Source organism: Streptomyces sp. NRRL F-2664, from assembly GCF_000719345.1.
In the GTDB taxonomy this organism is placed as follows: Bacteria; Actinomycetota; Actinomycetes; order Streptomycetales; family Streptomycetaceae; genus Streptomyces.
This window is the reverse complement of the sequence record NZ_JOFX01000007.1, coordinates 71,049-82,751: the sequence shown is the minus strand read 5'-3', so window position 1 is coordinate 82,751 and position 11,703 is coordinate 71,049. Positions and strand designations below refer to the sequence as shown.

Below are 11,703 nucleotides of genomic sequence, written 5' to 3'. Positions count from 1 at the left end.
CACGGCCGGGGCCCCTTCACCGGCCGGCGGCGGGCTCCTGGCCCGCCTCCGAGGGGTCTTCGGGGGCGGGTCCGTGGCCGTCCTCGCGGGTTGCCGTCCAGGCGGAGACGTACAGCAGGAGCTTCGCCATGAAGTTGATCCAGAGCAGCAGGGCGATCGGCACGCCGAAAGCCCCGTACATGCTCTTCGCGGCGACCCCCCGCATATAGCCGCTGAGCAGCATCTTCAGCAGCTCGAAGCCTGCCGCGCCGATCAGCGCCCCCTCGACCAGGCGGCGCCTGGGCGGTTCGACGCCGGGGAGCAGCGTCAGCAGGTAGAGCAGCATCAAGAACGCGGCCACCACCCCGACGAGGAAGGCGAAGGAGCGCAGCAGCGCCCCGCCGGGGCCCTCGCGCGGGATGCCCAGCAGGTCGGCGGTCCTGCCGACCGCGCTGGAGCCGAGGATCGAGGCCGCGGCGGAGAGCAGGCCCACGCCGCCGAGGCCGAGCAGGACGAGTGCGTCCTTGCCCTTGCGGACGATGGGGTTGCCCTCGTCCTCGTCGTCCTTCTCCCACACCGCGCGCAGGCAGTCCCGCATGGAGCCGACCCAGCCGATGCCGGTGAAGAGGAGGAGGGCGCCGGCGACGAGGCCGATCGTGGCGGCGTTCGCGACCAGCCCCTCGATGTCCAGCTGGTCGGAGATGCCGGGGACCTGTTCGGCGAGGGTGTCCTGCAACTGCTCCAGCTGCTGCGGGCTCAGCAGCGCTGCCCCGACCGCCGCGGCCACGGTGATCAGCGGGAAGAGCGCGAGGAAGCTGATGAAAGTGATCGCGGCGGCGAGCCGGGTCCAGTGCACGCGGTCGAGGCGTTCGTAGGAGCGCCACGCGTGCGTCCGCATCAGACGGCCCGCCAGCGGCCCGACCACCGGGAGTTTCGTCAGCCAGTCCATGGGGTCACCGTAAATGAGGCGCCGGAAATAGCCGGGATTGTCGCTTCCAGGGACTACGGTCGTCGATTGTGACTTTTCGCCCAGCGCCCTCGACGGGGCGTCCGTTCCACACCCTTGTCCTGCGGAGGCTGAGGTTCCGCGCCCGGCGCACCGCCCGGCTGACCCTGCGCCCGCTCCGTCAGGAAGGCCGTACGCGCGTCCCGGCCGCCTCGGCGGCCTGGTCGGCGGGGGACCCCGGCTGCGCCGGAACACCTATGGGCCCACTCCCGAAGGGGTACTCGCGCAGCTTGCGCCAGACCCCGTCGGAACCCTGCTCGTAAAGGGCGAACCCGGCGCACACCCATGCGGCGGCGTACTCGGCCAGCGACGTGAACGCCAGGTCCATCGCCTCCTCGGAGATGCCGTGGGCGACGGTGACGTGCGGGTGGTACGGGAAGGCCAGCTCGCGGCTGAGCGGACCGGACGGGTCGCGCACCTCGCCCTGGAGCCGGGTGCAGCCGGCGGCGCCCTCGGCGACCCGCACGAAGACGACCGGTGAGACGGGCCGGAAGGTGCCCGTCCCCTCCAGTCGCATCGGGAAGGCGCGGAAGGCGGCCGCGACCTCGGCCAGGTGGGCCCGGATCGCCGGGAGCCGCTCCGCCTCCACCTCGGTCGGCGGTACCAGGGTGACGTGCGTGGGGATGCCGTGCGCGGCGGCGTCCCCGAAGCCCGCGCGCAGCTCCTGGAGCCGGCTGCCGTACGGCTCCGGGACCGCGATCGAAACGCCGAGCGTTACGGTCCCCACGTGTCTCTCCTCCGCTTGTCCCATGGTGGACTCCTGCCGCCCCAGTGTGCGGCCAGGACCCCTCTTCGTGCCAGAGCCGTCTTCGCCCGCGCGTGCGTCCGTCAGTGCTTGGCGGGCAGCAGACCCAGCCGGTCGTACGCCTGCGCCAGGGTCTCCGCGGCAACGGCGCGGGCCTTCTCCGCGCCCTTGGCCAGGAGGGAGTCCAGCGTCTCCGGGTCGTCCAGGTACTCATGGGTGCGCTGCTGGAACGGTGTGACGAAGTCGACCATCACGCCGGCCAGGTCCGTCTTCAGCGCGCCGTAGCCCTTGCCCGCGTACTTCTCCTCCAGCGCGGCGATCGACTCCCCCGTGAGGGTGGAGTAGATCGTGAGCAGGTTGCTGACGCCGGGCTTCTTCTCGGTGTCGAAGCGGATCTCGGCCTCGGTGTCGGTGACCGCGCTCTTGATCTTCTTCTCGGTGACCTTGGCCGGGTCGAGCAGGTTGATCAGGCCCTTGGGGGACGACGCCGACTTCGACATCTTGATCGCCGGGTCCTGGAGGTCGTAGATCTTCGCGACCTCCTTGACGATGTGCGCCGCCGGGAGGGTGAAGGTCGGGCCGAAGCGGCCGTTGAAGCGCTCCGCAAGGTCGCGGGTCAGCTCGATGTGCTGGCGCTGGTCCTCGCCGACCGGGACGGCGTCGGCCTGGTAGAGCAGGATGTCGGCGACCTGCAGGATCGGGTACGTGAAGAGCCCGACGCTGGCGCTGTTGACACCGCCCTTGGCGGACTTGTCCTTGAACTGGGTCATCCGGCTGGCTTCACCGAAGCCGGTGATGCAGTTCATCACCCAGCCGAGCTGCGCGTGCTCGGGGACGTGGCTCTGGACGAAGAGGGTGCAGCGCTCCGGGTCCAGGCCGGCGGCCAGCAGCTGCGCCGCGGAGAGGCGGGTGTTCGCGCGCAGGTCCTTCGGGTCCTGGGGCATGGTGATCGCGTGCAGGTCGACGACCATGTAGAACGCGTCGTGCGTCTCCTGGAGGGCGACGTACTGGCGGATGGCTCCGAGGTAGTTCCCGAGGTGGAACGAACCGGAGGTGGGCTGGATGCCGGAGAGCGCGCGAGGACGATCAGAAGCCATGGCCCCATTCTCTCAGGTGCGGAGCGGGCTCACGCCCGCCCTCGACCGGTTCCTTCCGCCGCGCGGCGGACGTGGGCGCTGCCCGCATCCTCCGCCTCGACCGCCGGCGGGGCTGCGAGCGCAGCCCCGCCGGCGCCGGGGCGGGGGAGACGGGGCGGAGCCCCGGTGGTGCCGACTCGTCGGCGTTCGAGGCGTCGGGGGCCGGGGGCGGCACCGCAGGTCAGGACAGCGGGAGGCCCGGGGCCGGGAAGGCGGCCATCAGGTCCTGCACCTCCGCACGGATCACGGCGAGGGCCTGCTCGTCGCCCTTGGCCGCGGCATCGACCGCGCGGGCGATCCAGTCCGCCACCACCGGCATGTGCTCCGTGGACAGCCCGCGGGACGTCAGCGACGGCGTGCCGATCCGCACGCCCGACGGGTCGAACGGCTTGCGCGGGTCGAACGGCACCGTGTTGTAGTTCACGACGATCCCGGCCCGGTCCATGGCCTTGGCCACGACCTTTCCGGGGACTTCCTTGCGCGTCAGGTCGATCAGGATCAGGTGGTTGTCCGTGCCGCCCGACACCAGGTCGAAGCCCCGCTCCAGCAGCGCCGCCGCCAGTGCCTTCGCGTTGGCGACGACCGCGTGGGCGTACCGCACGAAGGCCGGCTGGGCCGCCTCGTGCAGCGCCACCGCGATCCCCGCCGTCGTCTGGTTGTGCGGACCGCCCTGCAGGCCGGGGAAGACCGCCTTGTCGATCGCCCTCGCGTGCTCCTCGCGGCACATCAGCATCGCGCCGCGCGGACCGCGCAGGGTCTTGTGGGTGGTGGTGGAGATGACGTCGACGTGGTCCGCCGGGGACGGGTGCGCGCCGCCCGCGATGAGGCCGGCGATGTGGGCGACGTCCGCGACCAGGACCGAGCCCGCCTCGCGCGCGATCTCGGCGAAGGCGGCGAAGTCGATGGTCCTCGGCAGGGCGGTGCCACCGCAGAAGATCACCTTCGGTCGTTCGGCCAGGGCCAGCTCGCGCACGGCGTCGTAGTCGATGAGGCCCGTGTCGGCGCGGACGCCGTACTGCACGCCGCGGAACCACGTGCCGGTCGCCGAGACGCCCCAGCCGTGCGTCAGGTGGCCGCCCATCGGCAGGGCCATGCCCATGACCGTGTCGCCGGGCTTCGCGAAGGCCAGGTAGACGGCCAAGTTGGCCGGGGAGCCGGAGTACGGCTGCACGTTGGCGTGGTCCACACCGAACAGGCCCTTGGCCCGCTCGATCGCCAGGGCCTCCACGCGGTCGATGTTCTGCTGGCCCTCGTAGTAGCGGCGGCCCGGGTAGCCCTCGCTGTACTTGTTCTGCAGCACGGTGCCGGAGGCTTCGAGGACGGCCGCGGACACGTAGTTCTCGCTGGGGATCAGGCGCAGCGTCTGCGCCTGGAGGACTTCCTCCGCGGCGACGCAGGCCGCCAGTTCGGGGTCGGTCGCGGACAGGGCGGGATGGCGGCTCGCGGACACGGCGGGCTCCTCCGGGGTCGATGTGATCGGTACCCCGCGAGGCCCAGGCGAGCGGCCCTGTGTGCGGTAGAGCGCGCACGACTCCCCCGGAGTTGGTTCCCCGTACGCCAGTCGCCGTGCGTACGAACACCTTAGCGGGCTCGCCACGGAAGAGGTTTCTGCGTCCGCGATACGAGCGACGATAAGAAGGTGACGCCACCCTCGTCACCGCTTCACCGGCCAGACGGACGATCGGAGACCCCGTGTCGACAACAGCTGATGCCATCCGCTCCGCCGACGCGCACAGCGCACACAACTACCACCCGCTGCCCGTCGTCGTCGCGTCCGCGGAAGGCGCGTGGATGACCGATGTGGAAGGCCGCAGATACCTCGACATGCTCGCGGGATACTCCGCGCTCAACTTCGGGCACGGCAACCGCCGTCTGATCGACGCGGCGCGCGCCCAGCTGGAGCGGGTCACGCTCACGTCGCGCGCCTTCCACCACGACCGGTTCGCCGATTTCTGCGCCCAACTCGCCGCGCTGTGCGGCAAGGAGATGGTGCTCCCCATGAACACGGGGGCGGAGGCGGTGGAGACGGCGGTGAAGACCGCCCGCAAGTGGGGCTACGAGGTCAAGGGCGTGCCGGACGGCCACGCCAAGATCGTGGTGGCCGCCGACAACTTCCACGGGCGCACCACGACCGTCGTCTCCTTCTCCACCGACCACGACGCCCGCGACCACTTCGGCCCCTACACGCCCGGCTTCGAGATCGTCCCGTACGGGGACCTCACGGCACTGTCCCACGCCGTCACGGAGAACACCGTGGCCGTGCTGCTGGAGCCGATCCAGGGCGAGGCGGGCGTACTGGTGCCGCCGGCCGGATACCTGAGCGGCGTACGGGAGCTGACCCGCGAGCGGAACGTGCTCTTCATGGCCGACGAGATCCAGTCGGGGCTGGGCAGGACCGGGAAGACCTTCGCCTGTGAGCACGAGGGGGTCGTCCCCGACGTCTACATCCTGGGCAAGGCGCTCGGCGGCGGTGTCGTGCCGGTGTCTGCGGTCGTCGCGGACCGGGACGTGCTCGGGGTGTTCGGGCCCGGCCAGCACGGGTCCACCTTCGGCGGGAACCCGCTCGCGTGCGCCGTCGCGCTGGAGGTGATCGCGATGCTGCGGACCGGCGAGTACCAGCAGCGGGCCACCGAACTGGGCGACCACCTCCACCGCGAGCTGGGCATGCTCGTCGGCGGCGGCGCCGTGACCGCCGTGCGCGGCCGCGGCCTGTGGGCGGGCGTGGACATCGCCCCCTCCCGCGGTACGGGCCGGGAGGTCTCCGAGAAGATGATGGAGCGGGGCGTGCTCGTGAAGGACACCCACGGGGCGACGATCCGGATCGCCCCGCCGCTGGTGATCACCAAGGAGGACCTGGACTGGGGGCTGGAGCAGCTCCGGTCGGTGCTGTCGGCGTAGCGGGCCCCCGGCGGATCCTCAGAGGATGACGTGGGGCAGGAAGCGGGCGTACTCGTCCGTGACCGGCCCCGCCGATTCGCGGATCCCGAGCCCCGCGGCCTCGTCCTCGACGACCCATGCTCCGAGCACCACCCGGTTGCCGTCGAAGTCGGGCAGCGGGGCCAGCGCCTGGAAGCAGTACCGCTCCCCCGGCTCCGGTACGAACGGCTCGCCGTCCGGGCCCGGCTCGTGCAGGGTGACGCCCTTGCCCTCGCGGCCGAGGAGCGGCTTGGCGACATAGCCGGCCGACCCGGGATCGGCCAGCTCACGCGGCCCGTCGAGGTAGGCCGGCAGCAGGTTCGGGTGCTCCGGGAAGAGCTCCCACAGGATCGCGAGCAGCGCCTTGTTGGAGAGCAGCATCTTCCACATCGGCTCGATCCAGCACGTGGTGCCGGAACCGCCGCCGTGGTCGTAGGTGCCGAGGACCTGCGGGCCGAACGCGTCCGTGGCCAGCCACTCCCACGGGTACAGCTTGAAGCAGCTGCGGATGAAGCGGAGCCTGTCGTCCACGAACCGGCCGGACAGGCTGTCCCAGCCGATCTGCTCGACGGACAGCGCGTGGGTCTCCAGGCCGGCCTGGTCGGCGGTCTCCTGGAGGTAGGCGACCGTCATCAGGTCCTCGCCGAGCTCGTCGGTCTCGGAGTGCGCGAAGTGCAGCGGGCCGGACGGGAGCAGCTCCGCCTGGCGGCGCCAGGCGTCGACGAGGCGCTCGTGCAGGGAGTTCCACTGGTCGGCGCCCGGGAAGCGCTCCTCCATCCAGAACCACTGCGGGCTGGCCGCCTCCACCAGGGAGGTCGGGGTGTCCGCGTTGTACTCCAGCATCTTGGCCGGGCTGCCGCTGCCGTCGTAGCGCAGGTCGAAACGCCCGTAGAGGGAGGGCTGTTCCGCGCGGCGGCGCCAGGACTCGGCGATCAGCCGGGCGAGCCCGGGATCGGTGATGCCGAGGTCGGCGAAGCGGTCCTGCTCGACGATGTGCGCGGCGGCGGCCAGGCACATGGCGTGCAGTTCCTCGACGACGTTCTCCAGGGCCTCGATCTCCGGGAGGGAGAAGGAGTAGTAGGCGCTCTCGTCCCAGTAGGGGCGCAGCGAGTCGTCGGGGTAGCGGGTGAGGGGGTAGATCAGCCCCTGCTCCTCGACGGTCTTCTGCCAGCCGGGGCGGGGCTCGATGGTGTGCCGCTGCATCGTGTGGTCAGCCGCCGCTGGAGCTGGAGTGGCCGCCGATGCCGCCGCGGGTGACGGCGGACTTGTCGAAGCTGCCGCCGGTGACCTTGCCGTTGCTGACGTGGCCGCCGTAGTAGTAGGCGCCGGTGCCGCCCGTCTTGCACTCCTTGCTGTTCAGGTGGTCCAGCGTGGAGCGGGACGCGCAACGGCGGTCCGGTTCGTCGTTGCTGCCGCAGGCCACGAGGGTGGCCGCGAGCAGGCCCATGCCTCCGAGGGCGACGGCGCCGGAGCGCATGCGGCGCTGGTTGGTGCTGCTGATGTCCATGTCTGCTGCTCCCCCTGGGACCTGGCGTGCTCCCGACAGACTAGAACGGGGTCCCCGGCCGATGGAATCCGGCCGCCGTGAGATCCGTGACTTAGAGTCAGTTCGTGTTGATTGGGATGATTTGCGCGCTGGGTGCGGCGGTCTGCTTCGGTACGGCGTCCGTCCTGCAGGCGGTCGCGACGCGGGCGGTGGAGCCGGGCAGCGGGTCCGGGGTGGACGCGGCGCTGTTCCTGCGGGCGGCCCGGCAGTGGCGCTATCTGCTGGGCCTCGCACTGGACGGGGCCGGATTCGTGCTGCAGATCATCGCGCTGCGGCACGTGCCGATCTACGTGGTGGGGGCGGCGCTGGCGGCCAGTCTGGCGGTGACGGCCGTGGTCGCGTCGCGGCTGATGGCGGTGCGGTTGTCCCCGGCGGAGTGGTGCGCGGTGGGCGTGGTGTGCGCGGGTCTGCTGCTGCTGGGGCTCTCCTCGGGCGCGGAGGGCACCGAGTCCGCTTCGCTCGCGCTGAAGCTGGGACTGCTGGGGGCGGCGGTGCTGGTGCTGCTGGTCGGCGTCGCTGCGGGCGGGCTGCCGGACGGTCCGCGGGCCCTGGTCCTGGGGCTGGGGTCGGGCACGGGCTTCGGCGTGGTCGAGGTCTCGGTGCGTGTCATCGACTCCGTGGGGGACCTCGCCGACCCCGCCCTGTACGCGCTCCTGGTGGGCGGGGCGGCGGGATTCCTGCTCCTCACCTCGGCGCTGGCCCGCGGATCGGTGACCGTCGCGACGGCCGGCCTGGTGCTCGGCGAGACCGTCGGCCCGGCGGTGGTGGGCGTGGTCTGGCTCGGCGACCGCACCCGCGAGGGCCTGACCTGGCTGGCGGTGGCCGGTTTCGCCGTGGCGGTGGCCGGCTCCCTGGCACTGTCCCGCTTCGGCGAACCAACACCGCCCCCGGCCCCCGCACCACCGGCGGCGTAACCCCCGCACCCCCGCAGGCCGAGCGGCGGAGCCCCGCCGTTCCAGCCCGTCCGGCGCTTGAGGACCGGGCCCGGGCAGAGCCCGGCTCCCCCGGCCCGCCGGTGATCCGGACACGGGGACTTCGGCTCCCGCAGCGGACGCGCCGGGCACCGCAGGGTCACGGCAGGGAGGCCACCAGCGCCGCCAGCGTCGGCGACCACGCGCTGTCCGACGGCGTCCCGTAGCCCACGACCAACGCGTCCCGCGGCGCCGGCTCGGCCTGCGGATGACGGAAGGCGGACAGGCCGTGCAGGGCCAGGTCGTGCCAGGCCGCCGACTGCAGCACCGACCGCTCCGTGCCCGCCGGCAGGTCCAGCACCGCGTGCAGGCCCGCGGCGATCCCCGAGACCCCGGTCACCCGGCCGGCCACCGCCGCCACCAGCTCGTCCCGCCGCCGCCGGTAGCGCAGCCGCATCCCGCGCACGTGCCGGTCGTACGCCCCCGACTCGATGAACTCCGCCAGCGTGAGCTGGTCCGGCGCGCTGGACGTCCAGTCCGTGTACCCCTTCGCGGCGGTGACCTCCTCCACCAGCCCCGCCGGGACGACCATCCAGCCGATGCGCAGCCCGGGAGCGAGGGACTTGCTGGCCGTGCCGAGGTACACCACCCGCTCGGGGTCGAGGCCCTGCAGGGCCCCCACCGGCTGCCGGTCGTAGCGGAACTCCCCGTCGTAGTCGTCCTCCAGAATCAGCCCGCCACTGGTCCGGGCCCAGTCGACCGCCGCCGCCCGCCGCTGCGGGGTCAGGGCCGCCCCCGTCGGGAACTGGTGGGCGGGGGTCAGCAGGACGGCGCCCGCCGCCCCGGTCAGCTCCCCCGTACGGGCCCTTCGCCGTCCACGCCGAGCGGCCTGGTCCGCAGCCCGGCCCCCGCCAGCACCTCCCGGTGGAAGTCCAGGCCGTACCCCTCCACGGCCACCTCCCGCACCCGGCGGGCCCGCAGCACCGCCGCGAGCAGGTGCAGCCCGTGCAAGAACCCCGCGCACAGCACGATCCGGTCCGGCTCCGCGTACACGCCGCGCGCCCGTGCCAGGTAGCCGGCCAGCGCCCGGCGCAGCTCGACGCGGCCGCGCCGGTCGGCCGCGTAGCCGAAGGCCTCGTTCGGGGCGGCGGTCAGCGCCCGCCGGGCCGCCGAGAGCCAGGCCGCGCGCGGGAAGCCGCCGAGGTCGGGGGTGCCGGGGACCAGGCTGTACGCCGGCCCGCTCCGTGCGGGGCGCCGTACGGGTGCGGCGGTCGCGGACCGGCGCGGCCGGGCCCGCTCGGCGACCCGGGTGCCGGAGCCCTGCCGGGCGGTGAGCCAGCCCTCGGCGACGAGCTCGGCGTACGCCTCGGCCACCGTGTTCCGCGCGATGCCGAGATCGGCCGCGAGGGTGCGGGAGGAGGGCAGCCGGGTGCCGGGCGCCAGCCGCCCACTGCGCGCGGCCTCGCGCAGCGCTTCGGTGAGCCCGGCCCGCAGACCGCGCCCGGCCGAGAGGTCCAGATGCAGGTCGGCACCGAAAGTGGCCCAAGTATCCGTCATGGATATGGACCATAGCGGTGGGCCGCCTCGCTCCTACCGTGGAGCACATGACGACCACCGCAGAGAACCGGCAGAGCCACCCGCACACCCACGACCACGCCCCGGAGCACACGCCGCGCATGCACATGGCGAAGCTCGCCCCGGAGGTCTACAAGGCCGTCCTGGCCCTGGAGCTCGCGGCCCGCAAGGGCCTGGAGCCCTCCCTCGTCGAGCTCGTCAAGATCCGGGCCTCCCAGGTCAACCACTGCGCCTTCTGCCTGGACATGCACACCAAGGACGCGCTCGCCGCCGGTGAGAGCGTCGAGCGGATCGTGCAGCTGGGCGCCTGGGAGGAGTCGCGGCACTTCTACACCGAGAAGGAGCTGGCCGCGATCGAGTTCACCGAGGCCGTCACCGTCCTGACGGACGGCTTCGTGCCCGACGAGGTGTGGGCGAAGGCCGCCGCGCACTTCGAGGAGCGCGAGCTGGCCCAGCTGATCGCCGTCATCGCGACGATCAACGTGTGGAACCGCATCGGGGTCACCACCCGCATGGTGCCGGGCCACTACACGCCGGGCATGTACAAGGTCTGACGCCGGCCGGGCCCGGACCGGCCCGGGCACGCGCCCGGGCGGCTCCGGCCGGCCGGTCAGCCCGCCGGCCGGAACGCCGCCAGCGCCGCCGCGTGGTGGTCCTGCGTGAGCTGCCACTCGGCGACCGGGCCCGCGGTCAGCAGCGCCCACTTCGTGCCGTCCGCCGCGAGGAAGACCCGTTCGACACCGCGGCGCACGCCGCGCGACTCCTCGCTGTCGTACTGGTAGACGAGCTCCGCGGCGCCGGAGCTGCCGGACACCGGGCCGACGCTGATCTCCTGGTATCCCCGCGTGCCGCTCCGCAGGTAGGTGGAGGCCTGCTTGACCGCCTGGAGCGGGCTGAGCTCCGGCTCCGACACGCGGAACACCTGGATCAGCGCGCTCCGGTCGGGCGAGCGGTAGAAGACCCCCGCCTCGGCCTCCTCCCGCAGCCAGCCCGCCGGGACGGCGATGGTGAAGCCCGCCGCGTCCTGCTTGGTCTCGTGGGCTCCCGGGCCCGCTCCGGTGCCGGTCGGCCCCGGAGTGGGCGTCCGCGTCGGGCCCGCGGTGGGCGGGGAGCCGCTGCCCGTGACGGGGCCGTCGCCGGAGCCCGTCGGCGCGGCCGAGGTCACCGTCCCGTGCTTGTCCTGCGCCTGGTCCGCATCGCCCGTGTCCCGGGCCGCGAACCACACGACGGCCGCTCCGATCGCGACGGAGGCGACCGCGATGCCCGCCGTCGCCGGGGTCAGCCACCGGCCGCCCCGCCGGCCCGCGCCGGGCCCACCGGGCGACGGCGGGCCGGGCGGAACCTCGTACGGGGGCGGGGGAGGCGACGGGAACGGGTGCGGCGGCGCGGCCGGCGGCTGCGACGGGAGCGGCGGCAGACCCGGGCCGTCCCCCGGCGGCGGCCCGGCCGGGGCCTGGTCGACGACCCAGCGCTGTGCCTGCGCGTCCCAGCGGCGCGGGCCGGACGGCGGCTGCGGCGGAGCCACGGATCAGCCTCCCAGGGTGCCGAGCAGACTGCCCAGGGCCGCTGCCGCGCTCACCGACTCCACCAGCGGGGCCCACCGCTGCAGCGCCTCGCGCAGCCGGGCCACCAGGCCGGGGCGGATCGCCTCGGCGCCCTCCAACTGCTCCGCGACCTGGTCCAGTTCGCTGTCGAGCGCGGTCCGGTCGGCGCCGCGCGGCGCCTCCCGTACGAGGGCCTCGCGCAAGGCGAGCACCGCCTCCAGCAGCTCCGCGGCGCCGGGTGCGGCGGCAGCCGTACCGCTGTGGTGGACGGTGTTGGTGTGGTCCGAGCCGCCGATGCTGAACGCGCTGCCGTGGATGCTGCCGATCCGCACGCCGGGCTCCTGT

At 73.2% G+C, this 11,703-nt stretch carries 11 protein-coding genes and 1 pseudogene; 3 read left to right on the top strand and 9 right to left on the bottom strand.

Annotated features, from left to right (window positions below; all coding sequences use genetic code 11):
* Positions 1-16: 16 nt before the first annotated feature.
* The 4 genes from IF89_RS0110135 to glyA form a co-directional block, all read right to left on the bottom strand.
* The gene (locus IF89_RS0110135; RefSeq protein WP_043193590.1) at positions 17-928 is read right to left on the bottom strand and encodes a YihY/virulence factor BrkB family protein; all 912 of its coding nucleotides are present in this window, start codon (positions 926-928) and stop codon (positions 17-19) included.
* A 178-nt stretch (positions 929-1,106) separates the two neighbouring features.
* Entirely contained in the window at positions 1,107-1,712 is a 606-nt protein-coding gene (locus tag IF89_RS0110130; RefSeq protein WP_030764318.1) for a 2'-5' RNA ligase family protein, read from the bottom strand.
* Between the two features lie 101 nt (positions 1,713-1,813).
* On the bottom strand, positions 1,814-2,827 hold the full coding sequence (gene trpS, locus IF89_RS0110125; RefSeq protein WP_030764316.1) for a tryptophan--tRNA ligase: 1,014 nt from the start codon (positions 2,825-2,827) through the stop codon (positions 1,814-1,816).
* 220 nt (positions 2,828-3,047) lie between these two features.
* The gene (gene glyA, locus IF89_RS0110120; RefSeq protein WP_030764314.1) at positions 3,048-4,316 is read right to left on the bottom strand and encodes a serine hydroxymethyltransferase; all 1,269 of its coding nucleotides are present in this window, start codon (positions 4,314-4,316) and stop codon (positions 3,048-3,050) included.
* 242 nt (positions 4,317-4,558) lie between these two features.
* On the opposite strand from glyA, the gene rocD reads away from it, so the two are divergent.
* Positions 4,559-5,764, top strand: coding sequence for an ornithine--oxo-acid transaminase (gene rocD / locus IF89_RS0110115; RefSeq protein WP_030764312.1), 1,206 nt, complete (start codon positions 4,559-4,561; stop codon positions 5,762-5,764).
* A gap of 18 nt (positions 5,765-5,782) precedes the next feature.
* On the opposite strand, the gene IF89_RS0110110 is transcribed toward rocD, so the two are convergent.
* Positions 5,783-6,985: a glutathionylspermidine synthase family protein gene (locus tag IF89_RS0110110; RefSeq protein ID WP_030764310.1), complete on the bottom strand. Its 1,203-nt coding sequence runs from the start codon at positions 6,983-6,985 to the stop codon at positions 5,783-5,785.
* A gap of 7 nt (positions 6,986-6,992) precedes the next feature.
* On the bottom strand, positions 6,993-7,289 hold the full coding sequence (locus tag IF89_RS0110105) for a hypothetical protein (protein WP_030764308.1): 297 nt from the start codon (positions 7,287-7,289) through the stop codon (positions 6,993-6,995).
* Between the two features lie 104 nt (positions 7,290-7,393).
* Between IF89_RS0110105 and IF89_RS0110100 the strand changes: the two genes are divergently transcribed.
* Complete coding sequence (locus IF89_RS0110100) at positions 7,394-8,242, top strand: hypothetical protein (RefSeq protein ID WP_234327715.1); 849 nt, start codon at positions 7,394-7,396, stop codon at positions 8,240-8,242.
* A gap of 157 nt (positions 8,243-8,399) precedes the next feature.
* Here the strand turns inward: IF89_RS0110100 and IF89_RS37855 are convergent.
* A pseudogene (locus IF89_RS37855) lies at positions 8,400-9,796 on the bottom strand (PLP-dependent aminotransferase family protein).
* Between the two features lie 47 nt (positions 9,797-9,843).
* Here IF89_RS37855 and IF89_RS0110090 point away from each other — a divergent pair.
* Positions 9,844-10,368, top strand: coding sequence for a carboxymuconolactone decarboxylase family protein (locus tag IF89_RS0110090; protein WP_030764304.1), 525 nt, complete (start codon positions 9,844-9,846; stop codon positions 10,366-10,368).
* Positions 10,369-10,424: 56 nt separating this feature from the next.
* Here the strand turns inward: IF89_RS0110090 and IF89_RS45900 are convergent, their stop codons facing one another.
* Together IF89_RS45900 and IF89_RS0110080 are read right to left on the bottom strand one after the other, a co-directional pair.
* A complete protein-coding gene (locus tag IF89_RS45900; protein WP_051806939.1) occupies positions 10,425-11,339 on the bottom strand; it encodes a hypothetical protein in 915 nt (304 codons plus the stop codon).
* A gap of 3 nt (positions 11,340-11,342) precedes the next feature.
* Positions 11,343-11,690, bottom strand: a complete 348-nt coding sequence (locus IF89_RS0110080) for a hypothetical protein (RefSeq protein ID WP_051806938.1) — start codon at positions 11,688-11,690, stop codon at positions 11,343-11,345.
* Between the last annotated feature and the right edge of the window lie 13 nt (positions 11,691-11,703).

What these genes read in the sequence shown, in the direction of transcription:
- IF89_RS0110135 (WP_043193590.1), bottom strand. Translation starts at nt 928, where the DNA reads ATGGACTGGCTGACGAAACTCCCGGTGGTCGGGCCGCTGGCGGGCCGT.
- trpS (WP_030764316.1), bottom strand. Translation starts at nt 2,827, where the DNA reads ATGGCTTCTGATCGTCCTCGCGCGCTCTCCGGCATCCAGCCCACCTCC.
- IF89_RS0110110 (WP_030764310.1), bottom strand. Translation starts at nt 6,985, where the DNA reads ATGCAGCGGCACACCATCGAGCCCCGCCCCGGCTGGCAGAAGACCGTC.
- IF89_RS0110105 (WP_030764308.1), bottom strand. Translation starts at nt 7,289, where the DNA reads ATGGACATCAGCAGCACCAACCAGCGCCGCATGCGCTCCGGCGCCGTC.
- IF89_RS0110090 (WP_030764304.1), top strand. Translation starts at nt 9,844, where the DNA reads ATGACGACCACCGCAGAGAACCGGCAGAGCCACCCGCACACCCACGAC.